29 protein-coding genes are annotated in these 25,006 nt (G+C 55.3%); 5 read left to right on the forward strand and 24 right to left on the reverse strand.

Features of this window, described 5'->3' with window-relative positions; all coding sequences use genetic code 11:
- Positions 1–246 precede the first annotated feature (246 nt).
- The 21 genes from AC3Y5R_RS12235 to AC3Y5R_RS12335 form a co-directional block, all read right to left on the reverse strand.
- Positions 247–1,479, reverse strand: coding sequence for a beta-ketoacyl-ACP synthase (locus AC3Y5R_RS12235; RefSeq protein WP_489921547.1), 1,233 nt, complete (start codon positions 1,477–1,479; stop codon positions 247–249).
- Positions 1,476–2,207, reverse strand: a complete 732-nt coding sequence (locus tag AC3Y5R_RS12240) for a 3-ketoacyl-ACP reductase FabG2 (RefSeq protein WP_489921548.1) — start codon at positions 2,205–2,207, stop codon at positions 1,476–1,478. Before AC3Y5R_RS12240 ends, AC3Y5R_RS12235 begins: the two co-directional genes overlap by 4 nt.
- Positions 2,204–2,680 (reverse strand): hotdog family protein, encoded by a 477-nt coding sequence (locus AC3Y5R_RS12245; protein WP_489921549.1) that lies wholly within the window; start codon positions 2,678–2,680, stop codon positions 2,204–2,206. Before AC3Y5R_RS12245 ends, AC3Y5R_RS12240 begins: the two co-directional genes overlap by 4 nt.
- On the reverse strand, positions 2,673–3,830 hold the full coding sequence (locus AC3Y5R_RS12250; RefSeq protein WP_489921576.1) for a beta-ketoacyl-[acyl-carrier-protein] synthase family protein: 1,158 nt from the start codon (positions 3,828–3,830) through the stop codon (positions 2,673–2,675). Before AC3Y5R_RS12250 ends, AC3Y5R_RS12245 begins: the two co-directional genes overlap by 8 nt.
- Positions 3,830–4,396: a DUF3261 domain-containing protein gene (locus AC3Y5R_RS12255; RefSeq protein WP_489921550.1), complete on the reverse strand. Its 567-nt coding sequence runs from the start codon at positions 4,394–4,396 to the stop codon at positions 3,830–3,832. Before AC3Y5R_RS12255 ends, AC3Y5R_RS12250 begins: the two co-directional genes overlap by 1 nt.
- The gene (locus AC3Y5R_RS12260) at positions 4,393–6,708 is read right to left on the reverse strand and encodes an MMPL family transporter (RefSeq protein ID WP_489921551.1); all 2,316 of its coding nucleotides are present in this window, start codon (positions 6,706–6,708) and stop codon (positions 4,393–4,395) included. Before AC3Y5R_RS12260 ends, AC3Y5R_RS12255 begins: the two co-directional genes overlap by 4 nt.
- Positions 6,683–7,288 (reverse strand): LolA family protein, encoded by a 606-nt coding sequence (locus AC3Y5R_RS12265; protein ID WP_489921552.1) that lies wholly within the window; start codon positions 7,286–7,288, stop codon positions 6,683–6,685. The genes AC3Y5R_RS12260 and AC3Y5R_RS12265 overlap by 26 nt, the downstream gene beginning before the upstream one ends.
- Positions 7,285–7,707: an acyl-CoA thioesterase gene (locus AC3Y5R_RS12270; protein WP_489921553.1), complete on the reverse strand. Its 423-nt coding sequence runs from the start codon at positions 7,705–7,707 to the stop codon at positions 7,285–7,287. The genes AC3Y5R_RS12265 and AC3Y5R_RS12270 overlap by 4 nt, the downstream gene beginning before the upstream one ends.
- Positions 7,708–7,709: 2 nt before the next feature.
- The gene (locus tag AC3Y5R_RS12275; protein WP_489921554.1) at positions 7,710–9,425 is read right to left on the reverse strand and encodes a glycosyltransferase family 2 protein; all 1,716 of its coding nucleotides are present in this window, start codon (positions 9,423–9,425) and stop codon (positions 7,710–7,712) included.
- Positions 9,419–9,790, reverse strand: coding sequence for a 3-hydroxyacyl-ACP dehydratase FabZ family protein (locus tag AC3Y5R_RS12280; protein ID WP_489921555.1), 372 nt, complete (start codon positions 9,788–9,790; stop codon positions 9,419–9,421). Before AC3Y5R_RS12280 ends, AC3Y5R_RS12275 begins: the two co-directional genes overlap by 7 nt.
- Positions 9,777–11,180, reverse strand: a complete 1,404-nt coding sequence (locus AC3Y5R_RS12285; RefSeq protein WP_489921556.1) for an AMP-binding protein — start codon at positions 11,178–11,180, stop codon at positions 9,777–9,779. The genes AC3Y5R_RS12280 and AC3Y5R_RS12285 overlap by 14 nt, the downstream gene beginning before the upstream one ends.
- On the reverse strand, positions 11,177–11,737 hold the full coding sequence (locus tag AC3Y5R_RS12290; protein WP_489921557.1) for a COG4648 family protein: 561 nt from the start codon (positions 11,735–11,737) through the stop codon (positions 11,177–11,179). The genes AC3Y5R_RS12285 and AC3Y5R_RS12290 overlap by 4 nt, the downstream gene beginning before the upstream one ends.
- 14 nt (positions 11,738–11,751) lie before the next feature.
- Positions 11,752–12,000, reverse strand: coding sequence for an acyl carrier protein (locus AC3Y5R_RS12295; protein WP_489921558.1), 249 nt, complete (start codon positions 11,998–12,000; stop codon positions 11,752–11,754).
- Positions 12,001–12,022: 22 nt separating this feature from the next.
- Complete coding sequence (locus AC3Y5R_RS12300; protein WP_158780427.1) at positions 12,023–12,289, reverse strand: phosphopantetheine-binding protein; 267 nt, start codon at positions 12,287–12,289, stop codon at positions 12,023–12,025.
- Positions 12,290–12,305: 16 nt separating this feature from the next.
- Positions 12,306–13,097, reverse strand: a complete 792-nt coding sequence (locus AC3Y5R_RS12305; protein WP_489921559.1) for a lysophospholipid acyltransferase family protein — start codon at positions 13,095–13,097, stop codon at positions 12,306–12,308.
- A complete protein-coding gene (locus tag AC3Y5R_RS12310) occupies positions 13,090–13,818 on the reverse strand; it encodes a beta-ketoacyl synthase chain length factor (RefSeq protein ID WP_489921560.1) in 729 nt (242 codons plus the stop codon). Before AC3Y5R_RS12310 ends, AC3Y5R_RS12305 begins: the two co-directional genes overlap by 8 nt.
- A gap of 213 nt (positions 13,819–14,031) precedes the next feature.
- Complete coding sequence (locus AC3Y5R_RS12315) at positions 14,032–14,418, reverse strand: hypothetical protein (protein ID WP_489921561.1); 387 nt, start codon at positions 14,416–14,418, stop codon at positions 14,032–14,034.
- A gap of 200 nt (positions 14,419–14,618) precedes the next feature.
- The gene (locus AC3Y5R_RS12320; protein ID WP_489921562.1) at positions 14,619–15,995 is read right to left on the reverse strand and encodes an efflux transporter outer membrane subunit; all 1,377 of its coding nucleotides are present in this window, start codon (positions 15,993–15,995) and stop codon (positions 14,619–14,621) included.
- Positions 15,995–17,089 (reverse strand): HlyD family secretion protein, encoded by a 1,095-nt coding sequence (locus AC3Y5R_RS12325; RefSeq protein ID WP_489921563.1) that lies wholly within the window; start codon positions 17,087–17,089, stop codon positions 15,995–15,997. Before AC3Y5R_RS12325 ends, AC3Y5R_RS12320 begins: the two co-directional genes overlap by 1 nt.
- Complete coding sequence (locus AC3Y5R_RS12330) at positions 17,089–18,726, reverse strand: MFS transporter (RefSeq protein ID WP_489921577.1); 1,638 nt, start codon at positions 18,724–18,726, stop codon at positions 17,089–17,091. The genes AC3Y5R_RS12325 and AC3Y5R_RS12330 overlap by 1 nt, the downstream gene beginning before the upstream one ends.
- A 61-nt stretch (positions 18,727–18,787) precedes the next feature.
- Positions 18,788–19,219: a MarR family winged helix-turn-helix transcriptional regulator gene (locus tag AC3Y5R_RS12335; RefSeq protein WP_489921564.1), complete on the reverse strand. Its 432-nt coding sequence runs from the start codon at positions 19,217–19,219 to the stop codon at positions 18,788–18,790.
- 263 nt (positions 19,220–19,482) lie between these two features.
- Here AC3Y5R_RS12335 and AC3Y5R_RS12340 point away from each other — a divergent pair, with 263 nt between their 5' ends.
- Together AC3Y5R_RS12340 and AC3Y5R_RS12345 are read left to right on the forward strand one after the other, a co-directional pair.
- Entirely contained in the window at positions 19,483–20,277 is a 795-nt protein-coding gene (locus AC3Y5R_RS12340) for an AraC family ligand binding domain-containing protein (protein WP_489921578.1), read from the forward strand.
- A 52-nt stretch (positions 20,278–20,329) separates the two neighbouring features.
- Positions 20,330–20,737 carry a DUF2000 domain-containing protein gene (locus AC3Y5R_RS12345; protein ID WP_489921565.1) on the forward strand — a complete coding sequence of 136 codons (408 nt, stop codon included), beginning with the start codon at positions 20,330–20,332 and terminating at the stop codon, positions 20,735–20,737.
- Positions 20,738–20,765: 28 nt separating this feature from the next.
- Here AC3Y5R_RS12345 and AC3Y5R_RS12350 read toward each other — a convergent pair whose 3' ends face one another.
- Both AC3Y5R_RS12350 and AC3Y5R_RS12355 read right to left on the reverse strand, forming a co-directional pair.
- Entirely contained in the window at positions 20,766–21,077 is a 312-nt protein-coding gene (locus AC3Y5R_RS12350) for a hypothetical protein (RefSeq protein WP_489921566.1), read from the reverse strand.
- A gap of 183 nt (positions 21,078–21,260) precedes the next feature.
- On the reverse strand, positions 21,261–21,860 hold the full coding sequence (locus tag AC3Y5R_RS12355; RefSeq protein WP_489921567.1) for a hypothetical protein: 600 nt from the start codon (positions 21,858–21,860) through the stop codon (positions 21,261–21,263).
- A gap of 266 nt (positions 21,861–22,126) precedes the next feature.
- On the opposite strand from AC3Y5R_RS12355, the gene AC3Y5R_RS12360 reads away from it, so the two are divergent.
- From AC3Y5R_RS12360 to AC3Y5R_RS12370, 3 genes are all read left to right on the forward strand, one after another.
- On the forward strand, positions 22,127–22,981 hold the full coding sequence (locus AC3Y5R_RS12360; RefSeq protein ID WP_489921568.1) for a prohibitin family protein: 855 nt from the start codon (positions 22,127–22,129) through the stop codon (positions 22,979–22,981).
- Positions 22,982–23,782: 801 nt separating this feature from the next.
- Positions 23,783–24,085, forward strand: a complete 303-nt coding sequence (locus tag AC3Y5R_RS12365; RefSeq protein ID WP_489921569.1) for a hypothetical protein — start codon at positions 23,783–23,785, stop codon at positions 24,083–24,085.
- A complete protein-coding gene (locus tag AC3Y5R_RS12370; protein WP_489921570.1) occupies positions 24,085–24,591 on the forward strand; it encodes a hypothetical protein in 507 nt (168 codons plus the stop codon). Before AC3Y5R_RS12365 ends, AC3Y5R_RS12370 begins: the two co-directional genes overlap by 1 nt.
- Positions 24,592–24,628: 37 nt before the next feature.
- On the opposite strand, the gene AC3Y5R_RS12375 is transcribed toward AC3Y5R_RS12370, so the two are convergent.
- Positions 24,629–25,006 (reverse strand): hypothetical protein (locus AC3Y5R_RS12375; protein WP_489921571.1); only part of this gene is annotated, 378 nt, incomplete at its 5' end.

Raw genomic sequence — 25,006 nt, forward strand, 5'->3', positions numbered from 1 at the left:
CTTAATTGCAAGCCTGATTTCCAACTGTTAACTCGCTGAATGAACGGAAAAAACCTGCAGATTTACCAGGGTTAAAACTAAGATTCTGAGGGAAAAGACAATTTTTCAAGGCGTGAAAGGAAAATGAAAGGGCGGAAGGGGAAAAAAGATTTCCCCCCGTGCAATGAAAAGAGAGCCACGTGCGGAATAAATCCGCGCCAGCTCTCGCGGCAATACTTCGTCTTGCGACGGCTGCCTGGTTTGCCGTTACTGTGGCCAGCGGCGAAAAATCAGCGAGGTGTTGATGCCGCCAAAGGCAAAGTTATTCGACTGGATATACCGGGTTTGCAACTCACGCGGCTGATGCATAATGTAATCCAGCTCGCCACAGTCCACGGCGAGATCGGTCAGGTTCAGCGTCGGGGCGAACCATCCCTCGCGCATCATCTCAATACTCATCCACGCTTCCAGCGCACCACAGGCTCCGAGAGTGTGGCCGAAATAGCTCTTCAGCGAGGAAATCGGCGTGCGGTTGCCGAAAATTGCCGCCGTCGCCAGGCTTTCCGCTACATCACCGCGATCCGTTGCCGTACCATGGGCATTGATATATCCAATATCTTCCGCCTTCAGCCCGGCCAATCGCAGCGCACCTTCCATACAGATTTGCATGGTTTCCCGCTGCGGTTGGGTGATATGCGCCGCATCGCAGTTAGTGTGGAAGCCGACGATTTCCGCATAAATCGTCGCGCCACGGGCCTGAGCATGCTCCAGCTCTTCCAGCACCAGCGTCCCTGCCCCTTCCCCAATTACCAACCCGTCGCGCTTTGTATCGAACGGAGATGGCGTAGTTTCCGGCGCATCATTGCGCTGGCTGGTGGCAAACAGCGTGTCAAATACCGCCGCTTCAGAGGGACAAAGTTCCTCCGCTCCTCCGGCCACCATCACCGTCTGGTAACCGTGACGGATGGCTTCCCAGGCATAACCTATGGCCTGGCTGCCAGAAGTGCAGGCGCTGGAGGTGGGGATCACTCTTCCCCGCAGGCCAAAGAACAACCCGGTATTGACCGCAGCCGTGTGCGGCATCATCTGAACATAAGTGGTGCCGGTGATGTTGTTAGTGTGTTTTTCCGTCAGCATGGTGGCGAACTCGCTCACCGGGCCGGTGCTGCCGGTTGAGGAACCGTAAGCAATACCTGTTTCACCATTTGTCAGAACCGGGTGCTCCAGCAGGCCGGCCTGCTCCAGCGCCAGTTCACTGGCACGGGTCGCCATCAATGAAACCCGGCCCATCGAACGGATGCGTTTACGGGTGTAATAATCGGGCAGCGTAAAGTCATCTACCGGTGCGCCCAGCAGCGTGTTCAGGCCGTCATAAACCTGCCACTCCGGCATTTTTCTTACGGCATTGCGGCCACCCCGGATCTTCTCCGCAATCTGCTGCCAGCTGTTGCCAAATGCGGTCACGCCCCCCATGCCGGTTACCACCACGCGACGCATCACAGCATTCCCCCGTTGACTGAAATAACCTGACGGGTCACATAGCCTGCAATATCCGACATCAGATAGCTGGCCAGCCCGGCGACTTCATCCGCCTGCCCCATCCGCTTCATCGGGATCATTTTCAGGGCTTCGTCCACCGCCAGTGGTTCCATCTGGATCATGCCGGTGTCGATCAGACCTGGTGCGATGCAGTTAACGGTAATTTTGCGCTTCGCCAGCTCAATCGCCAGCGCCTTTGTCGCGCCGACAATGCCCGCTTTAGCCGCGCTGTAATTCACCTGCCCCCGGTTGCCCATCAGGCCGGAAACAGAGGAGATCGTCACAATCCGCCCGCCTTTGCGCAGGCCGATCATCGGCATGATGCAGGGATGGAGCACGTTGTAAAAACTGTCCAGATTGGTGTGGATCACGCTGTCCCAGTCGTCTTCGCTGAGAGCCGGGAAAGCGCCATCCCGGGTAATCCCGGCATTGCTGACCACGCCATAATAGGCGCCATGAACAGCAATGTCCTCTTCCAGCTGCGTGCGGCACAGCTCACGATCGGCGATATCAAACCCCAGGCAGCGCCCTGTTCCGCCAGCCTGCTGGATCTGGCGCAACGTTTCTTCTGCCCCTGAGCGATCGCTGTGGTAATGCACCACCAGCTTGAAACCGTCGGCAGCCAGGCGCAGAGCGATTGCCCGGCCAATGCCTTTGCTGCCACCCGTGACCAATACTGAACGAGTCATGCGTTTTTACCCTGTTGCAAAAGTTGTTGTAGTTCTTGTGGGTCGGGCTGATAGGTGTTCAGCCTGCCACTGGCGTAGCGTTCGCCATTAATAGTGATCACACCGTCGAAGCTGCCGATTTTCTCGTCACGCATTAACAGCGTAACGGTGACGACCAGCTCAGCTCCGGCGGGAAAAACAGCCTGGTTACAGCGGTAGCCGCGCCCGCCCAGTAGCATCCCCGGCGAGGGTTTACTGTCATGAAGTTGACGGCCATGCCAGCCGGACCATACGCCGATGGTCTGGGCGATAACTTCAATCCCGAACCAGGCTGGCAGCTCTCCGTTGGCGTTGAGAAACGGTGCCAGAATACCCTCCTGACTGACCACCACCCGACAGCAGGCACGCTCACCGGAGACGGAAATCACCTCGTCCACCAGCACCATCGGTTCGTCGTGGGGCAGATACTTCGCTGCCTTCGTCAATTCAGCCATCATACTTTCCCAGAATCAGACAGGTGTTGTTACCACCAAAAGCAAAAGAGTTACTCAGAACATAAGGCCGGGCCAGCGGTTCAGGACGCAGCAGCAGCCCACAGGGTGCCAGCGTATCATCCGGTTCGCTGTGGCTGAAATCCTGCGCGGGCAGCGGAATGTCGCTGGTCAGCAACAGCCAGCTCAGCGCGGCTTCACAAATCCCCGCCGCCCCCAGCGTGTGTCCGGTAAGGTGCTTCGTGGAGCTGCATGGAACCGCCTCACCAAACAACTTATTCACCACATCGGCTTCAATCTGGTCGTTCAGCCGCGTTGCCGTACCATGCAGATTGATATAGCCCAACGCTTCAGGAGCCAGCCCTGCCTGCTGCAATGCCATGGTAATCGCCCGCACTGCGCCCTCACCTTCCGGATGCGGCGCGGACATATGCCAGGCGTCAGAGGATTCACCGGTTCCCAGCACGGCCACTTTCTGCGGAGAGCGGGTCAACAGCATCAGCGCGGCCCCTTCTCCAATGGTGATACCGTCGCGCTGGCGGCTGAACGGCACACAGCGTTCAGCCGAGAGGGATTCCAGGCTGTCGAAGCCGTTAACCGGCATCCTGCTCAGCGTGTCCGCCCCACCGACGATAGCCACATCAGCCAGCCCGCTCTCGATCAATCTTTTTCCGCTGATCAGCGCTCTGGCGCTGGACGAACAGGCAGTCGACAGGGTGTAAGCCGGGCCGCTCACCGCAAGGTACTGCGCAAGGAAGCGGGAAGGATCGCCCAGTTCCTGCTTAAAGTAGTGATAATCTTCAGCCTCGCCGGAAACGAAGCGATCCGCCTCATCCAGCCCGGCAGTGCTGGTGCCCAGCACTATTGCAACACGGTCGCGGCCAAAAGAGGCAATCGCCTGCTCCACCTGTGGCTGAATTTGCGCCAGGGCTGCCAGCAGCAATTGGTTATTACGGCAGCGGTGTGCTGCCAGAGACTCAGGAACCGCGGGCAATTTCGCCTGAACTTTACCGGTCCAGCTGGGCTTGTCATGCAGCAACCAGCCGCTGTCCGGGCGCATGCCTGGCGCTTCGCCCTGTGCGAGGTTGCGCGCAATGTCTGCCATGTCGTTGCCCAGCGCGTTAAGCATGCCCACTGCCGCAATGTAGATCATCATGCGTCCAGATTCTGAATAATGATTTGATAGCCAAATGCAAACTGCTGAATGCTGACTGGCTGGCGCTGCGTCCCGCGCTGCAGATAGCGTATCTCGGTAATCAATTCACCATGATTGTCCCGCAGCTGGCGTCTGTCGCCGCTGTCATTTAACGTCCAGCCCGCAGGCAGACGGGGCTGCCAGGCAGCAATCGGCCAGTGGCTGAGCATGATATCAGCCAGCACCTGGCTGGCTGGCGGCATCTCCGGCAGCATAATGGACTGCTCGGTGTGAATACCGCTTTGATCGTAGCTGACGCGGAACAGACGGATACCCACGGCGGAAAGTCCGGCCAGCGTCAGCTGTTTATCATCCGCACTCAGCAGCACCAGCATAGACTTCTTTTTACCTTTGAACGTGCCGGTCAGCAGTTGCTGCTGATGAAAAGAGGGCGTAATGCCCGGCGCAGGCAAAGTTACCCGCCCCCCCGGTTTTAACCAGGCCTGCGGCGTGGTCTCCGCGGGTTTGCGGGCACAGCCTGCCAGCAATAACAGGGCCAGTCCGGCCACGGCAATCAATCTCATCTCTTTTTCCTTTTTGGCGGCATCGCCAGCGGAGCCAGCAGAAACGCGGTAAAAATGCCGCTGCACAGGACGATGCCAAAGCTGGCAATAGCCTGAGTGCTGCTGAATACCAGCATCCCCAGCGTCAGCAACGTGGTCGCCATTGCCAGCGTGACCGCCAGCAGAGAAGTTATCGGCGTTCCCCGGGGATTACTGAAGAACAGCGTGTAATTAATTCCGATCCCCAGCACCAGCACCAGCGCCAGCAGGGAAAACAGGTTAAGCGGGTGTCCGGAGAGTGACAGCGCCGCCAGCCCGCCGCCAAGTGACAGCACAGAAGGCAGCACGCTGATCGCGCCCTGACGGATACCCAGCCGGAGCATAAAGCTTAACGCAATCGCCACCAGCGCCGCACCCAGCAGCCAGCCGAGCAGCGTACGGTAAAAGGCAAACAGCCGATCAAACGTGGCTTTGCGGTCAATCCAGCTAACGCCCGGCAGTGATTCAGCCAGCCCTGCCAGTTCAGCACTGTGCGTCACGCCTGCCACCGGCACCAGCACTCCGCTGCGCCCGTCTGGCAGCGAAAGCCATAACAGCCGCCAACCTTCGCTGTTCGGGCTGTTGAGCCACGCCTGCGGAGTGAGGATCATGGCACTGAGATCCGGAGGAGCAACCTGCACGCCAGCCTGTTGCAGCCTTGCCGTCACGGCAGGCGCTGCCGTTTGCAGCAGGGCGAGATCTTTCTGCTGCTGCGCCAGTGAAGAGAGCGGCAGCAAACGGTAATCACGCAGCCAGTGCTGCTCTTTAGCCCTTGCCAGCTGCGGGGCCAGTTCTTCCAGCCGCCGTAACGTCTGTTCGGCATTATCGCCATACACCACCATCCAGGTTTGATCGGCGCTCTGGCCGGTCAGTGCGGTGACCTGCTTTTCCTGCGCCAGCAGCGCCGGAGGCAGCGTCTGGAGCTGCGAAATATCATCATTCACCTGCAGCCCGAAAAGTCCGGCCGCACCGATCACTGCCACCAGAAGCGGTAAACCCACGCGCAGTTTCTCACTCCTTCGCCACATACCCAGCCAGCGCCCCATCAGGGCCAGCGCCGGGATGGGACGAACAGGTAGCCCTTTCACCAACAGCGGATACCAGCAGATCACGGTCAGACAGGAAGCGGTCAGTCCGGTGGCGGCGAACACGGCCAGCTGGCGGATACCAGAGAAAGGGGCAAAAACCATAATCAGCCAGGCAATGGCCGTGGTACCCAGCGCCAGCAGCAGCGCGCGGATCACTTTCTGCAGGCTTTGCGCCGGAGTCGCCTCTGCGCCGTGCACCATCCGCTCGGTAAGATAGTAAAGCGTGTAGTCTGCCGAAATACCGACAATACTCAGGCTCATCACCAACGTCATCAGATGCAGCTCGCCAAACACCAGCAGCGTGACGGCGATCCCGGCCATTGCGCCAATCGCTACCGACAGTGCGCACAACAATAGCGGGCGCGGCGAGCGGAACACGGAAAAGACCAGCAGCAGCGCGCCCACAATAGTGGCAACACCCAGCGTTGAGACATCGTGCCGCGCCTGCTGGCTGGCATAATCACTGAAATAAACCGTGCCACGCGATAACAGCTGAGCGTCCGGCCATTTTGCCTGCAGTCGGGTTTTCAGTTCCGCCAGCTGGCTGACGAGCGCATGGCTTTGTTGCATATCGAACGAATTGCCGTTCAGCTCGCCGTGCAGAAAATACCATACCCTGCCCTGTGGATCGGTGGTAGTCAGCCAGCCCTGACTGAGTCCGAGCTGACCGCTGTTCTGCTGCATGGCAAGCTGTGCCCCCCGCACCAGCAACAGTGGGTCATGAGTCACTTCCTGTCCGCTGACCCCGGCAAAAGCTGAGTAGAGCTGCGCCAGTACCCAGTCAGCCTGCATGGAACCGCCATTCTGTAACCGCGCGCGGGTTGCCGGATCGATCATTGCGTTGCGGTGCTGCCAGGCAAACTTGCCCCAGACCTGCTGCCGATCGGCGGGCATGGGCCCCTGCACGTTATGCAAAGCAGGCATTGCCGCCAGCTGTTGCCGGTACCATTCAGCCACTGTCGGGTCGGTTATATCGCCCGTGCTGACCAGCCAGACCAGTTGACGGTCCAGTCGTTGCATAAAACCCTGCTGCAGATCGGCAGGGATATCACCCATGGTCTGCTGCGGTAAAAGGGCCAGCACGCTGCTGTTGACGGTGGCTTTCGGCCACAGCGTGCCGAGCAGAGCCAGCATCAGCAGGCAGACGGCCAGCCAGCCCAGCGCGATCCGGCGGGGAGAGTCAGAAAACAAAACGTTTTTGCTCATCAGCGGTCAGGGTCACCGGCTTCAGGCGCTGATTGCTCAGCTTGATATCCGTATTGTCACCCTGGCGATCGTTCAGCTGGATCTCGTCCAGGTACTCTCCGCCCTGCAGAGTGATGGTGTTAAACAGCTTATCCAACGGCGACGTCTTCGGCGTCAGTACCAGACGCCATTTCTGCTGGCCGAAATCGTGAAAATCCAGCGCGAAGTTTTGCTCCAGCACGGCCCGGTCAGCCTGGAACAGCGCGCGCAGCAGATGATTAAACTGGAACATCTGCGGGTTGCTGTCGGCGGTGATAATCTGAGGCGGCTGGTCGTTCATCACCTGTACCATGCGCTTGTCGTCGAGCGCCAGAGTCATCGGAAACGGCTTCGCCTGATGCCACCACAACCCTTTGTCCTGGGCGATCAGCAGCTCACCGCTGGATCTCAGTGGCTGCGCCATGCCTTTAATTTCACGCAGCTGGGTAAATTCAGCGCGCACCACCGGCTGGCTGGCAAAGCGCTGTTGCAGATCTTCCAGCGTCACAGCCTGGGCAGCCGCGCTGAACATCAGCAGCGCGGTAAGCAGAGATTTGATCATGGTTTCACTCCCAGCCGTTCAAACAGGATCTCCGGGGAAACAAAGCTCAGCTCCTGGCTCCCTTCTGCCACCGCCACCTGGATGGTGTAACCGGTGGTGGTACGCTGACCATTTTTCGCATCGAAGATCTGATAAGCGATGCGCAGGCGGTTTTCGACCTCTTCAACAGTGGCGCGGACGCGGACAGTTTGCTCAAAAGTCAGCGCGGCACGGTATTTGACCCGGGTATCCACCACCGGCCATAGCCAGCCTGAAGCTTTCATTTCACGGTAGCCGTAATTGAATTTTGCCAGCAGCGCCTCGCGGGCGATCTCGAAATAGCGGAAGTAGTTGCCGTGCCAGACAACGCCCATTGCATCCACATCGTGAAACGGAATGCTTAGCTCAACTTCAACAGAAAAACGCGGGTCGTTTAACACTGTCACTCCTTATCGTACCGTTGCGGTTGATCCGGCAACTGCCAGAAATCAAAAAAGTTAAACCAGTCCAGCGGAGCCAGCATGGCATGGTGCTCCAGCCTCAGGGCGTAGCGATCCACCGCCTGCTGCAGAGCCTCCTGTCGGCTGGCGCGGGGCAACAGCAGCGGATCGGCAAAGGGTTCACAATGCAACCTCAGCTTGCCCTTTTCGCGCAGGGCGAACATCAACAGCACCGGACAGCGCAGCGCGGCCGCAAGCACAAACGGCCCCTGAGGGAACGGGGCGGGTTTCCCCAGGAATTCACTCCAGACCACGCGCCTGACGCCACCTCGCTGGCGGTTCACGGCGGTACGGTCACCAACGATAGCGATCCACTCTCCGGCATCCAGTTTTTGCTGCAGCAGAATGGCGGTATCGGGGCCAATGTCGGTAACCGGGATCACATGCTTACTGGCTTCCGGCGCGATCTCATCCATTACCTGGCGGAAACGCTGCGCATTATCGATGAAAACCAGCGCATTGATGACCAGGCCGCTCACCTGCTGAGCCAGCGCGCGGCAGGCTTCGATATCGCCCAGATGGGAAGCCAGAATTAACCGGCCACCCGGCTTCCCGGCATCAATCGCCTGCTCCGCTCCCGGCGCGAAATCTATATCTTTTCCCCAGCGTAAATCACCGCGCCAGCTGGCAATTTTATCGAGCATCGATTGGCCGAAGCGCAGGAAGTGATGGAAGCTATTCAGAGGCCCGACCGGCAGCATCACGCGCTGCTGGCGGGCATGCTCACGGAGGATTTTCAGCCATTGCCGCGAAGCTTCGCGCTGCTCTCCTCCACTAAGCCAGTAAAAGCCAGTCACCGGCCACAGCAGCAGAGTGAAAGGAACCCTGCCAGACAGCTGCCAGACTTTCAGCATAAACTTCATGCCCAGCAGCCCCTTACGTTCCTGCACGCCAGCCCAGTGCTGCCCGCGCTGCTTTTTCAGCAGTGAAGGAACGCGCGGCAACATGCCGAAGAACAGCCGGGTATGCATCCAGGAGATTCGCAGATTATCGTGCAGAGCATCAAAATGTGACAGGCCGTCGAGCGGATAGGTCACGCGGGTTTGCACGAAGCGGCTTGGGGTGCCACGCCAGTACAACCGGACCATCACTTCAGTGTCAAAATCCATCCGCTGGCCGACGGGATGTTCATCAGCCAGCGCCAGCGTGGCAGCCAGGGGATAAACGCGAAAACCACACATGCTGTCTTTAATGGAAAATGAGAGCGTCTCAATCCACACCCAAAAATGCGTGATATAGCGACCATAGAGGCGAGATTTGGGGATCGAATCATCGTAAAGCGGCTGACCTGAAATCAGCGTGTCGGGATACTGCTGTGCTTCTGCCAGCATTCGCGGGCAGTCTTCAATCTGGTGCTGACCGTCGGCATCAACCTGCAGGGCATGGCTGAAACCTGCCGCTGCTGCCATCTGCAGGCCACGGATCACCGCCGCGCCTTTGCCTTTGTTTTCATCCAGACGGATCAGCGTCACCGCCCCGTCAGCCAGTGCTTCCAGCTGAACGCGGGTTGTTTTATCGCTGCCATCGTCAACGATAAACACCGGCAGGCCAAAAGGTGCCAGCCGGGCCAGTACAGAAGCCATCATCGCCCCGTGGTTGTAGCAGGGGATCACCACACAAGGTGTGAAATCCTGCGGATCGGGTTCCTTTTTCAACATATCGCGCTCTTATCACCCGGCTTCAGCGCTATCTTACCGCTGCTGGCGCGTTGCGGCTCCGCACCACCAGAAATCTGATAATCGAACAGCAGCCAGTTTCTGGCGGAATTCCAGCTCAGCGTCAGTTTAAGCGTGCTGTCCGGCAGAATGGGCTGCTGGAACTTGATGTTTTCCACCGACGAGAATACGTAGCCTGGTGCCAGTAGCTTCAGACCATAGTGCATCACCCAGTCAAGCTGGGCGACGCCGGGCAGGATTGGCTGGCCGGGAAAATGGCCGCGGAACCAGAACAGGTCCGCATCAGCACGCAGTAAAATCTCTGCCTGCCCGTCCTGCTGCTGGCACGATAATTCAGCGGGCAGCATGAAATAACTCCTGTATTTGCGGCCAGGCGCGTTTGCTCTGACTGTTCTGCGGGATGCTGTCGACCACCCGCCAGTAGCGGGGCATCGCCACCGGCTCCAGCCAGCGGTGCAGCTCATGGCGCCATTCGCGCTTCAACCGGGCCAGTGCGGCCTCGCTGTAAGGCTTGTCCAGCACCAGAACCACGCCAATACCGCTGCGCTCAGGGCGGGTGACGGAGAGCGCCGCAGCATCTTTCACCTGCGGCAACGCCAGCAGTCGCCGTTCGATCTCACTCAGAGAAACGCGCTTGTCTTCAACTTTTACTGTACGGTCATGGCGACCGCAGAGCTGGAAACCCTCAGCGGTAAACGCCAGTTTGTCATCCAGCAACAACCCTTCCACCTCCGGGATCAGCGGCGAGCAGACTCGCCAGCGCTGCTGCTCGTCCTGCGATAACCCGACCTGACTAAAGGGCTGCCAGAGCGCCTCTTCTGCCTTGCGGGAACGGGTAGCCAGCACGCCGGTTTCAGTACTGCCGTAAATCTCATCCACCGGCTGTTTAAGCCAGGCTTCAACACCCTGCGCGTGTTGCCAGGGTAAAGGGCCTCCGGCGGAAACAATCAGCTGGCAGTCCGGTGCGGGCAGCGTCATATCCAGGCGACGCAGAAACGCCGGGCTGCTGATAAAAGCATAATGCAGACCGTTCTGCCGCGCTGAAAGCTGCTCGCTGTAGAACACTTGCCTGCTGTCGAAAGGTTGCCCCAGCGCCAGCGGCAGAATGATGCGAAAGGTCAGGCCATACAGATGTTGATGGCTGACCGAGGCAATAAAGGTACAGTCCTGCAACCGGTCGCCCCACAGTTCAGCCAGCCAGCGGGCCTCTTCATCCAGACAGCGGACCGGCTTGATGATTTGCCGTGGCTGACCGGTAGAACCGGAGGTGAACAGCACCACACAGGCCTCGTCGGGGATGGCGGGCAGCGGCACATCATCAGCGCCGATCCCTTCGCCAGACAACGCTGGCCGTAAGTCCGGTGCTGATAAATCTGCCCGTTGAGATGCTTCTGCCCCGCCAATCTGCCAGACCGGGCAGCCGGGTGCCAGCAGTTGGTCGCAAAGCATGGCATCAAATTCACCAGCCTGTTCCTGCAGAAGAGATTCACGGCAGTGACCGGGGATCACCGGAGTTTTACCGGCGTGAAGTGCGGCCAGCAGGGCGACGCTGAAAAGGTAACTGTCGTCGAAGCACAACGCCCAGCGCTCTCCTGGATGGGCCAGCAGACGATGACCGAGCGACCGGATTTGCTGCTGCCACTGGTGGCGGCTCAATTCTTCCTCACCACAGCGAGCCACAATTCCGCCATCGCCAGATGCCAGCCATCTGCCGACAGGTTGGGCTTTCCTTTTCATGCCGGCTTTCTCATGCGCTGGCGCAGCAACCATTCGCCCGCCATCAGCAGCCCCATCAACAGATAACTGACCAGCCCGTTCCACCACGTCCACCAGAGAAGATTGTTTATCAGGCAGGTCACCAGAGCGATGCTGCCATTAAAAATAAAAAACAGGCACCAGGCCTGGGTCACCCGTCGGGTCCAGATCACGCCGCGTGGCGGCAGTTCAGGCTCACGCAGGCGGGCCAGACGCTCGACCAGCGGCATGGCGCTGAACAATGAACCGCCAAACAGCGCCAGCATCAGGCCGTTGACCACAACCGGATACCACATCAACAGGTGGTGATTGCTCAGAAGCCAGCTGGCCAGACTCAGTGCTGCTCCGGCCACTGCCAGCCACTTCCCCACCAGCGACAGCGCTCCCTTGCGGCCCCCCAGCGCCATCAGGCGCAGGATAAAAAGCACGGCCGCCAGCGGAAGCAACCAGCGCCAGCTGGGGTGGCTCACCCCCAGCCAGACCACTAATGGCCAGGCCAGCATCAGCAACGCACTCACTCCCTGCATCACCCTTCGCATCAGCGCAAAACGACTCAGCCTTCGCGGATCAGCTGGTCAACAGCATCAACCACGTCCTGCACGGTGCGCACTGACTTGAACATTTCAGGTTTGATCTTGCGGCCAATACGTTTTTGCAGATGAACCACCATATCCACCGCGTCAATGCTGTCCAGCTCCAGATCTTCATAGAGGCGGGATTCAGGCTTGATGTCGCCGGCGTCCAGTTCAAAAAGTTTCACCAGCAGGCCGGTGACTTCCTGATAAATTTCGTTCTTATCCATAAATAACTCGCAGGTCTGTAGTTCAGGCGCCCAGCTTGCGCTGAGTCTGGATGAAAGCCGCCAGCGTCGCGACGGAATAAAAATGCTGACGCATCTCTTCGCTTTCAGCAGAGAGCACCACACCATAGCGATTTTTTACCGCCAGCCCCAGCTCAAGCGCATCGATGGAATCGAGCCCCAGGCCGTCGCCGAACAGCGGTGCGTCACTCTCGATCTCCGTGACGTCAATCTCTTCCAGATTGAGCGTATCGATGATCATCTGTTTAATTTCAAGCGCTAACTCTTCCATACCTGTTTCCGAATAATTAGTGTGGCGTTAATGCATGCTGTAAAAATTGGGTCAGACGACGCGCGGCCAGCGGCTGTGCCTCTTCGTCGCCTGCCAAAAATTGTTGGCTGTCGAGCCGTTCGCCCACCCTGACGGTGAACAGCGGCTTTTCTGGTGGAGCCTGATACCAGCGGCTTTGTTTATCCAGCATTCGCTGGGTGCAGCTGATATGCACAATACGTAAATCGCAGCCGCAGCGCACAGCAATATTAGCTGCACCACGCTGCAGTTTCAGCGGCTCTCCGTAGCGGGTACGGGTGCCCTCAGGGAAAATCATAATTGCATCGCCGTTATCCAGCCGCTGCTGGCAGTCCGGCAGCAGCGTTTCGGCCTGGCTGTTGACCAGATAGCTGGCCGAGCGGATCGCCCCGCTGATAAAGAAATTGCGCTGCAGATCGGCCTTGACCAGGCAATCCACATCCGGCATCACCGAAGCCAGCATCACATAATCGATCAGCGAAGGATGATTTGCCACCACCAGACAACGGCGGTCACCTTGCAGGAGTTCCGCTCCTTCAATGTGGTAATCCAGCACACCAAGCCCCCGGGTGGTCCGCAGGAAAAAACGGAAGCTGAATGAGATGCTGCGGCGGGCCAGCTGGCGACGCCGCTGCGGGTCACGCTGAAAAACCAGCAGCAGATTAAACCACACCAGCGACAGCAGCAGGCCGCCAACCCCGAACAGCGAGAAGCAGAAGCCGGTCATCAGGATACGCCAGAAGCGGTTAAGCCGGGATAAACTTTGCGCGGTAGTGCTGGTTTCAGTCATATTGGCACTCCCACTGCCAGTTCAGGCGATCACCCGGCAGCCTGAAGGAGGGGTTTCGCGCCAGCCAGGCATGTAAAAAAAGCAGACTTTGTGGCAGCAGCGCTTCCTGTTGGTTTTCCACCACGCCAGACGTGCAGCAACACTGCTCACCCTGCCCCAGTAGTAACGCCACCGCATAAGGGCTGTGCAGCGCACCGGCAGGCAGATGAGGCTGATAAAATGCCGGTACAGCACCTTCAAAGTCCACCAGAAGCACTTGCTGATAGCCTGCGGAGTGAAGCGCGGCGACCTCGACCAGCCCCTGCTGGAAGGAATCCACACCCGCAGCCAGTGAAGTGCTGACCAGCGGTTCAGCGGCAGCAATGGTCAGGCTGCCCACGGCAGCATTGTGCACGGACATTGCAAAATCAGTAGGGGAAAGGCTCTCTTCGCGGGACAGCGAGGTTAAGATCCGCAGATTGCGCTCAAGCTCTCCGTGACGGCTGGTAAAGACCACCGCATCCACACGCTGGCGCTTGATCAGCGCCAGACCACATTCGACGGCCGCACGGCTGCCGCTGGTGAGGCGACGGGCGGTCATCATCGGCAAATGGCGTGTTTTCGCCAGCGGCTGCGCCGCATCAATCACCGGAGGCGTTGCGGCCCACTGCTGCCAGTCAGCCGGTTCATTCAGTCCGGGTGCGCAGGCCTGCCAGTCGGAGAGCGTAAAAGCTAATTTCATACGTCAAATCTTCTTCAAGCGTCCAGACAGCATCCCGGCCCGGACAATCCGCACAGCATAGCGTCAGGCTGCCCGCAATAGCACTCGGATTTAACCGCAATTGCGAGCCGTCTCAGGAATAAAAAAACCGATCAGGGTTAACAGGATTTTCGGCCAAGCAGGCCTTATCTTTAACGCAACTGAAGAGTTTTAACGCCTGGAAGCGTTCTTCGATTAATTAACAGTCTGAGCAGACAGGCGTAATTTAATATCCTGGTCGAGAATCATTATCCAGCGATTGTAATTACGGTGGATCTGACCGTTTTCGGCTAAAAGATTCTGACTGCCAACATAATTAATAGTGTACTGACCTGGTGTGTAAGTTACGCGGATATCGGCGACATGGCCGCGTTGCGCCAGATGACCGTCAATCACACCGGGTTCGACCTGATGCATGGCCCACTGGCGGGAGAGACCAGCTTGCAGAATGGCATTTTTCATCTGGTCACTGCTGTATTGTGTGGAAACAGTCTCTTTAATATTGTGCACCGGTTCGGTACGGGCACAACCAGATAAAGCCAGCACCACGGCCAGTGCGGCAAACAGACGTTTATTGTTCATAGAATCCCTTTGCATAGAAAAATAAAGTTTCCCTGACAGGCAGGAAGCCTTTGCACGGAGTGTAAGGCCCCCGCTTATATCAGTTAATTTACTGTAAGGCGCGGCATAATAGCACTCGTTGCTAAAGAAAGAGAAGCGGAAAGTTCTGCGGTATTTCCGGCAAAAAAGCGGCGATATCGCCGCTTTTTATCCAGGGAAGATCAGGGCTGCCAGCCGCCGCCCAGTGCACGATAGAGGTCGATCTGGGCCAGCAGAAGATTGTTTTTCACCTGAACCACACTCAACTGGGTGCTGAACAGAGTGCGCTGGGCGTCCAGCTCGTCGAGGTAGGAAGCGTAACCGTTCTGATAGCGGTTGCGGGCGATGCGCAGGGCTTCACTGACCACCTCCTGCTGTTTCTCCAGTTCAACCAGTTGCTCTTTGTAGCGGGCAATCGCATCCAGATCGTTATTCACTTCACTGAAAGCGTTACGCACCACTTTCTCATAGCTGTACAGAGCCTGATTGCGTGAAGCCATCGACACGTCCACCTCAGCGGTAAGCGCCTCGCGGTTCAGCAGCGGAGCCAGTACGCTGCCGCCAATACTCCACAGGCGGAAAGGATCGTCAACCAGCTGATGCAGTACCGAACTCTGCAGGGTGCCGGTCGCCGTCAGGTTCAGTGAAGGCAGCAGTCTGGCACGCGAAGAGGCCAGCGTGTCATCGGCGGCCAGCAGCAGGCGCTCAGCCTGCACAATATCAGGCCGACGTTGCAGCAGCTCAGAAGGCAACACCGAAGGCAACTGCTGCGGCAGAACGTGTTCAAAGCGGCCGGAGCGGGCAATCTTCCTCGGGTTCAACCCCACCAGAATACTCAGCGCGTTTTCCTGCTGTGCAATCTGATGCTGCAACACCGGAATCTGAGCTTTGGCCGTCTGGTATTCAGACTGCGACTGTACCCATTCCAGTTTCGAAGTGTAACCCGTGGCATACTGCCGCTGAGCAAGCTTGAGGGAGTTCTCGCGAGTGGCAAGAGTTGCCTGAGTCACCCGCAACTGTTCGTCCAGCGAGATCAGCATCATATAGCCGGAGGCAACCGAGCTGGCAACGGTCAGCTCTGCCGCAGAGGAAGCCGCCTTCACCGCATCCAGCGAGGCTCTGGCCGCATCAATGCTGCTGCTGCGCGCGCCCCAAAGATCGACATTGTAATTAGCCTGCAACAGCCCCTGGAATACCGCATATTCATAAGGCTGACCAGTCACGGATGAGAGCGCCCTGGCATGAGAGGCGGCTACGCCAGCATCCAGAGTCGGGAAATTATCCCCCTGATCGGCACGCAGCTGAGCACGATACTGATCGACACGTGAACGGGCGATCAGGATATCGGGGTTATTGCGCAGCGCCTGCTCCACCAGCCGGTTGAGGTCTTCGTCACCAAATGCCCGCCACCAGCCCGCTTCGACCGGTGAAAAAGGGCCGATCTGATTACGCCACTGCGGCGGAACTGGTAAAGAACCCGGTGCTTTTTCAACTTCCGTGGCGCAGCCAGCCAGGGTTGCTGCCAGCGTCACTGCCAGCAGCGATCTCCTCCAGCGCATTACTTCGCCCCCCTGTTTTCCGCTTCAGCAGACGTGTCAATATTCACCTCCACCGACATCCCCGGACGCAGGTGAGCGGCGTTATCGCTGGTGATTTTAATGCGGACAGGTATTCGCTGGGCAATTTTCACAAAGTTGCCGGTGGCGTTATCTGGTGAAATCGCGCTGAACTCTGAGCCTGCTGCCGGAGAGATGTATTCGACCTCGCCCTGGAAACTTTCGCCATCCAGCGCATCAACAGTGAAGCTGACCGGCAATCCTGCCCGGATGCGGGCCATCTGGGTTTCTTTCATATTCGCCACCACCCACATCTGCTGTGGTACCAGCGAAGTCAGGCGAGTACCGGCGGTGACATAAGTCCCCTGCCGTACCGAGATTTGGCCCAGCTGGCCGTCACGGGGAGCGATAATGCGGGTGTTATCCAGATCGATCTCTGCCAGCTCCAGAGAAGCCTGTGCACTGGCAACATCCGCTTCCAGCGAAGCGCGGTTCACAATCACGGTTTGCAAATCCTGGCGGGAAACGTCCAGCGTGGCTTTCGCCTGCTGCACCTCAGCCACAGTCTGGCTGTTGCTCGCCCGTGAGGCATCGCGCTCACGAACTGACAGGGAACCGTCAGAGGTTAGATTTTCCACCCGCTTCAAATCCAGCCCACTTTTAACCGCCTGGGCTTTGGCATTTTCCAGCGCGGCCTGATTGCGTTCGATTACGGCCTGGGCGCTGCGGCGCTGCTGAATATTGTTATCCAGCGCGGCTTTCTTCATCGCGACCTGAGCCTGTGCCTGGTGTACGCGCTGCTTGTAAATACGATCGTCTATGGTCATCAGCACGTCGCCCTGATGTACCGGCTGGTAATCCAGCACGTTCACCGCCGTAATATAGCCATTTACCTGCGGGCTGATAAATGTGATCTGACCACGAACATAAGCATTTTCCGTAGACTGGATCTGGCTGGTGAACGGCGGCAGCTGCCACGCATAAAGAATGATCAGGACGCCCACCACGGCAATCCCTGCACCGAACGCGACAGATAAGATGCGTAACCGGTTGGTTCTTTCGCGTTCAGCGATCTGATTCTGTTCCTGCTGACTCATTATTTCCCCGTACTTATCGATGTTCCAGGTTGTTGCATTGCCCGTCGCTCTGCTTCAGCTTCGCGCTTCGCCTGCTGCCAGTTGAGATAGCGCAGGCGGGTCAGACGCCAGAGCACCCAGATAAGGGTGACAAATGCCATTCCGGCGGTAAGAAAATAGGTATCGTTATAGGCCAGAACGTTCGCCTGCAGCGTTGCCACCGTTTGCAGCTGCACGGTGCCTTCAGCGCTGCGCAGCGCGCTGTCGCCGATATAACTGTTATATAAGCTGGTGTACTGAGCCAGCCGGTCAGTGACATTGGCATTGAGATAAGAGAGCTGATCGCCCAGCAGGCTGGAGTGATATTTTTCACGCCAGGTCTGGAAGGTGCCCAACAGCGCGGAGCCCATCAGTCCGCCAAGGTTCTGGCTCATACCGAACAGCACGACCAGGCTGACCAGGTTTTTCGGCTGGGTGACCACGCTGCCGATATTCAGCAGCAGTGCCGGGGCAATAAAGAAGGTGCTGCTGAAACCCAGTAAGAACTGGCTGAAATACATATTATTCGCACGGCTGAGCGGACTGGATTGCGCATCCATCAGCGAGGCAATCATGATCAACAACAGCGACATCACTATCGGCCAGCTCAGATGTTTCACGTTGATGATCAGCGCACTGATGATGATCCCGGTGATTACGCCGGCGAGGATGGCCAGCGCCAACCCCTGCAATTGATCGTTGAGTAATCCCACCTGCTGCAGATAACCAATCGCGCCGGTATTCTGCTCCGCGAGCGTCACGCGCAGCATGATCATCACAATCCCCAGCCGGAAAATTGCACCGGTCCTTAGCCAGCGAGTGTTGATCAGGGGATTGCTGCGATTATGTTCCAGCACCACCGCCGCAATCACCAGTACCAGGCCAAGCGCCAGGCAGATGCCCAGCCATGGCGTGCTGGTCCACCACTCAATACGCCCCAGTGACAGCACACCGCAGAACAGCGCCATGCCAGGAGCCATCAGAATAAAAGTCAGGAAATCTTTTTTCTCAAAGACTTTGATGCGGTCGCCAGGCGGCAATTTCAGTACCAGTACAGCCCCAAGGCAGATCATTGCCAGCCCCAGCTCGAAAAGATACAGCCCGCGCCATTCGTCCAGCTGCAGGAGTTCGGTGGAAAACAGTCGCGCCAGAGGGATAGCCAGCTGAGACGCGCCAAGACCGATGGTCAGAGCCTTGAGGCGGTGTTTAGCTGGCCAGGCCTGTACCTGGTAATAGATCCCCAGCGAACTGAGCGCGGCGGCTACCATTCCATGAGCAGTACGCACCACAATGGCTGAGCTGAGGTCGTTAACCAGCAGGTGGAAAAAAGAAACGATGACGTATAGAACCAGAAACGCTTCGGTGAAAGCCCGCAGCCCAAACTGCTGGCGAAACTTCACCAGCAGCAGGTTGATGGAGATGTTGCCCATCACATAAACCGCAGGCAGCCAGGCAATTTCATTGCTGTAGACCCCGAAAACACCCTGCAGGTTTGTCAGGTTGGCGGTGACCAGCGCGTTGCTGAGCGCGCCGGTGACTGAAATCAACAGGCCAATGATGCCAAAGGCAATACGCTTGTGGGTTGAATGCAGCGGCGTTGAAGGCGAGCCGGGCAGCATCGGCTTTTCGCCAGGCCCCCATTCGCGCGGAGCGAACGGGTCGGGACGATTACCGCGCACTCTATTTCGCCTCTGTCGCTTTCAGCAGTCTCTGCAGCACGCGCTGAGTGATCGCCAGCTCGTCATGGTTGATATCGGCCAGCAGTTCGGCACGCAGGCTGTCCGCTTCAATTTTCAGCTTCAGATAGAGCTGGTTTCCCTGCGGCGTCACATGCAGCAGGCGCTTACGGCGATCCTCTTCAGGCTGCACCCGTTCAACCAGTTGCTGCTTCACCAGGCGATCGATCAGCGGCACCACGCTGGCATCTTCCAGGCCCAGCGCCTGCGCCAGCTCTTTCTGGCTGATGGGCGCTTCCTGGAGGGCAATGGTGGCAACCGCCATCCAGCTACTCATGCTCAGGCCGTCATCTTTCATCCGGCGATCGATAGCCTGCCGCCATGCATGCGCGGTCAGATGGAGTAAGCGAGAGAAGTTAAGTTCCTGAGGATTCAATGTGTAGAGGCCTGATGATTAGATATCTAACTAAAAGAGAGCTGCAATTATAATCACGGATGGTCTTCACCAGGAAGAGCAAGCCGTATCTGAACGGTAAAAGATAGCATAAATTTTTACGCTTTGAAGCTTTCTTCCGCAGATGGAATTAATGCAGGGGATTGCGGGACAGCGCTGATTGGCTATACCTTTAACAGCGTTATGTCAGACAGGAATGAAATGTGGGTCAGTCGGATTGGGTACAGATCACCAAAGATAAAGATATGCCGGTGGAAGCGATTCGCGCCCATTTTACCGGCCACGCCTATGATCCTCACTGGCACGACAGCTGGCTGGTTGGCGTCACGGAACAAGGCGTACAACAATTTCACTCGCGCAGGCAAAAGCATCAGAGCCGTCCTGGTACGGTATTTTTGCTGGAGCCAGGAGAGCTGCATGATGGAGACGCGATAGATGAACTCGGTTTTACCTATCGTATGCTGTATATCGATCCGGCGTTTATGCGGCAACAGCTGGCAACGCTGTTTGGTCACGTTCCGGACAGTTTTGAGCTGAACTTTGCCCACACTCTTTCTGGCGATCGACAGCTGGCTTATGCCACCTTCAATGCGTTTCAGAGCCTGTACGATCGGGAGCTGAAAATGGTGAAAGAAGGGAATATGCAGACTCTGTTTGCGGCGCTCACTCAGCATCAGCACTGGCGTAAATCCATCGTGCTCCCTCATCAGGAGAGAACGCTGGCTCTGCAGGCCAGAGACTATCTGCACGATCATCTCCATGAGGATATCGGCCTCAGCGACATGGCCGCTGCGCTGGGTGTCGATCGCTTTCGCCTTTCACGTCAGTTTCAGGCGCAGTTCGGCCTGCCTCCCCACGCCTGGCTAATCCAGCTGCGGCTGACCCACGCGCGACGGTTATTGTCACAGGGAGTGACACCCGCAGTGGTTGCTGCTCAACTCGGCTTCGCCGATCAAAGCCACCTGGGGCGCTGGTTCCGACGGGTTTACCAACTGACACCGGCCCGCTATCAGCAAGGCTGCACAAATCTTCCAGACTGAGCCGGGCAGATTCATTACCCTGCCCTTTTCACCTGCATGGAGAAAGTGACAGATGAACGATCTGCGCTGTGTTGTCATTCTTAATTCTGAACTGCCCACCGGAAAAGCAGCCAATGCTGCAGCAGTTATTTCATTAACGCTCGGCCAGCGACATCCCCATTTTGTGGGATCGGAGCTGATCGACGGCAGCGGCCAGAGCCATCCCGGCCTGATCCCGGTAGGCATTCCGGTGCTGAGCGCCAGCAATGAACAGCTACGCTCGCTGTTGAGTCAGTGTGCAGAATATGGCTTTGACCGGATTTTATTTCCGGTCGAAGGTCAGATGACCGTTGACTATGCGGCCTTCAGCGAGGCGGTCAGCCAAATCCCGACCGAAGAGTTACAGCATCTGGGGATGGGAATTGTTGGAGAGAAGAAAGCTCTGCGAAAGCTAACGGCAAAGCTGAAACTGTTTGGATAAAGGTTTTGATGTTGATGATTGATGCCGCTCAGTTGTGCGGCATTTTTCCTTCCGGGAGAGGGGTGAAAAGCCAGTGAATACCCTTCAATACATAGAACAGCACCCGGCTCATTCCTATATATATCAAGAGCAGAATGCTAAAGTCAGCCAGATTCGCACAACCATAAGGATAGGAAAGATGAGAATACTTCATAAGAAATAAAACACCAAAAGGGCCAGCGAAACAAGCCAGATGCTGCAAATGCTTTATTGAAATTGAGAACCGCATTCCCTGCTCCTTTCCTTGTAAGTTCACTCCTGTTAGCATCATTACTGTGAGCCAGCTTTGAGCTACCAGCATGAAAATGCCAGATATTTATTGCCGTTGCAGTGATCTGGTTTGCAAATAATCCGCACATCTGAGCTCAGGGTCGTGAGTATCAGGTCGTTGTGCGGCCTGACAACGGTCAGGTTATCAGTCATCCATGCTTCCTTTAACAGGGGGGCAGCCAGCAGAAATGCCTTTGATAGCTCCCCAATGACCCTACCCCTCACTTTTAAGGTCATCAGACTTGCCGTCTAAAAACATATTATTCCTGAAGCGTTTTTGACTGTTGTTGATTAATCGGGAGGTCTTTTTTAAAGCAAAGCGCAAGACAGGCTCATCTGTAGAGAATGTATATTTTCTTGTGGCAATATTATAATTATAATGTGCCTGATATTCCGATCTGTATTGAATGTAAGTCCTGACGGTTAACGTTCCTTCGCTGGCCAAAGTGACATCATCAATTGCCCCTTTCATGTTGTAGAGAAATTTGTATCCTGGCCTGCCGCTGACGATACTCTCTTTCAAAGCATCAGTGATTAATTGCTCATAGTTATAGGGATTGATTCCTTTCAAAAGGATCAAATCCAGCGTTTCGCCAGACTTGGTCCGCTGAGTAATGGTGACATCTACCATCTTGCTTTCTGAATAGACGACGCCGAGATTTACATGGCCTGAAGAGGTTGTGATCACCCGCCCCTTTTGAAGGCTACCTGCTGGTTGCAATATCAAACCCTGTTCTATCAGTGCCGCATAAACTAATGCAAAACCCAGTATCCCTGCTGCGCCCAGAAGCATATATCCGGTTGCTCTGCCCATTCAGACTCCTTGTCACTGATTTTCCGTCCAGTTTTACATTTTTATCTAAATTAATTCTTAACGCTGCAAGCCGTCAAGAATATTTATTAACTCCAACATTCAAACCCTTTTGATACACTTAAATGCAATAACGCAAGCATTCCACTTTTAAAGCAACCTGATTATTAACAGTGAACATAAACCCTAATCATTATGATGTTGAATTTAACGAAACCCTCTGGCTATACTAAAAATGGCAGGGATTATTAGTGATAAATGGAGTTTTCATGCTTAACAGAAACAAAAAGGGAATTGTCATTCCCGGATTACTGTTCATTTTATTCATTCTCACATTATGTTCTTGCTATACCATCGGTGAGGGAGAAAGAGGCGTGCTGCTACGCTACGGAAAAATTGTGAAAATCACCGAGCCAGGATTGGGTTTTAAAATCCCCCTGATTGAAAAAATCAGTAAAATATCAATCCAGAATCATTCCATGGTGTTTAAAAATATCCAGTCATACAGCCGCGACCAGCAGCCTGCCACGCTCTCCGTTTCCGTCAATTTTCACGTTCCGGTTTCTGATATCAGAAGACTTTACATCTCATATCTGACCTTAGACGACCTGAAGGAACGTTTAATCGCAAGAAGAATACCGGCCCAGGTTGAAATGATATTCGGCCAGCATACAGCGATTAGCGCGGTTCAGAATCGTCAGGAAATGATTAAAGAGCTGCAGAGTGCGCTGCAAAAAACGATTACCGGTCCGGTGATAATCGACAGCGTGCAGATTGAAGACATCAGTTTCTCCGCTGATTATGAAAACTCAATTGAAGACAGGATGAAAGCAGAAGTGGCTATCGCCACCCATAAACAAAATCTGGAAACGGCAAAAATCGAGGCGCAAATTGCCGTCACTCAGGCCCGGGCGCTGGCTGAAAGCCGGCTTGTCGCGGCCAGAGCGGAAGCCGAATCCATCACATTGAAAGGTGCAGCGGAAGCCGGGATTATCCGCCTGAGAGTGGAAGCACTGCAGAAAAATCCCGAGCTGGTTCATCTGACGGCCGCTGAACGTTGGGATGGGAAGTTACCCGAAACAATGGTGCCGGGTGGCAGCGTGCCTTTTGTGACGATTAAATAAGCATTATTTAAAAAAACGCCTATGTATGCCTCCTCGCCTGACCTTAAATATTTAAGAGCAAGGTTGATGGCATCATGGCAGATTTCAGGCACAAAAAAACCGCCCTGAGGCGGTCACGACATTACTACATATTGCTTTGATTTTATTTAGTTTTAAATCGGTATTCAATATGGTGCCGGGGCGGGAATGGAATTCTGCCGTAACTTAATGATATCCAACATCATTAATTTTCATCACATACCTAATGCCCCCTATTGTGCCCCCATGCGAATTCACATTGATTTTTATCGTGCCAGCCATACATTGCAAGCATACTCCGATTCGTTGCGCGGCAGTATGCATGTTGAGTGAGAAGAAATTTTCTCTATATATAAGCAAAACATGGTCGGTTTGGTCGGGTAAGTCGGTTTTTTGTGTAAATATCGTTATTATTCATACAGGTAGAGTTATTTAAAAAACCGACCTTGAGGTTGGATTGGTCGGTTTTCTGGTGCTAAGGGTCGGATATGATAATGCATAATAAATAAAATCAATTAGATAAGAGGAAAAATTTAGTTTCTCAGGTCGGTTTTTGAGATGAGGCGAGGGTTTGACATACGGGGTGTGCGGCAGTGATTGAAGAGATGTTCGATGAGGCGGATATGTGGCTGGTGAATGAGGTGTGACTGCAGAGTGATACGATAGTCTAAAAACTGTTAATTGAGTTTATATACAGACTGATCAAATACTCACCATGATTTATTCATTAACATGAGTTATCATTCAGCCGTGACAGGAATTTACATTAATCATGAGGGAATTATGAGCATTGATTATGAACTTAAAGAATCGTCTTCGTTCGTAAACATAGTTGCAGATTCGGCGGCTATTGTAGGAATAATTGAGAATGAAGAGGAAAGTATCAATATTTTTTTCACTAAAAGCACGCCTATAATCTGCGTGGATGAAAATGGGAATGTGGGAATTAAAGCGCTTCAAAAACAGAAAGTTGCTTCTCTAAGCCTTACCATGCATCAGGCAAATGGCTTTTTGAAAGCACTCCGGCTAGCCTTAGAACAATCCCCTTCATGTAGTCCTGAAACAAAATCCGAAGGTGAAGGCTAATGAACAAAGGGAAAGATGTTGATAAGCTAAGCGGCATTATATCCCTGTCATATAGCGGTGAAAACGGTTCGTTTCGCCAACTTTTCACTTCCTCTCAGGAAAATGCAGTTTCAATATTTACTGCCTGCTTGCACCTGACCAAAAGTTCATCCCCACTCATTGTCAGTGCGTCGCAAATGAACGATACTGGGAGCAACAGGTCAATAACAGATGGAGGCGACAGCATGGAAAAGTGTTTAGCTGTGCTAGAAGCTGAAGTTGTCCACATCCGACGCGATGTTGATGAGCTAAAAGGCGACGTAAAATCTATTGATCGGAATATGACAACAGCGCTTGAACGTCTTGAAACAATTAAAGAAAATTTGAGTGACAAGTCTTCAATCACTACTGTTGATAAAAAAATATCCGATGCGAAGTTGACCATATTGCTAGGCGTCCCAGCTATAATTACTATACTTGCCGGACTCTATAACCTGATAATGCATTTCTACTTCCGAGCAGCATAACGACAACTACCCGGCCACCGCGCCGGGTTTTTATATCTTACGGAATAGTTACCCCTCTCGCGGCCATCACCTCCGCGACTGAGTCCAGCATTGATACAACTTCATCTGTCGTAAACGCTTTATTGTAAAATGCCACCAGCCCCATGGTTCCCTCCTGCCCGCCACCTGCCGGGGTAGCAAGTGATTCCGGCGATCCGTTCGCATAAAAATACCCCAGGTCTGACATCACACGCGCCGTCAGCGCAGTTTCATTCACCCCGCCGCCGTGCGTGATGCGCCGGAACGTCGTAGGCGTTATCTGAAGAGCCTGGGCTGTCCAGGCTCCGAATGATCCGACAGTCTGTAACGTTAATGACGGGTTGGTCCCGCCTGTCGCGATCTGACTGTACTGCACGCCGGTGGTGTAACTTACGTG

Source organism: Erwinia sp. 009765445, assembly GCF_058137865.1.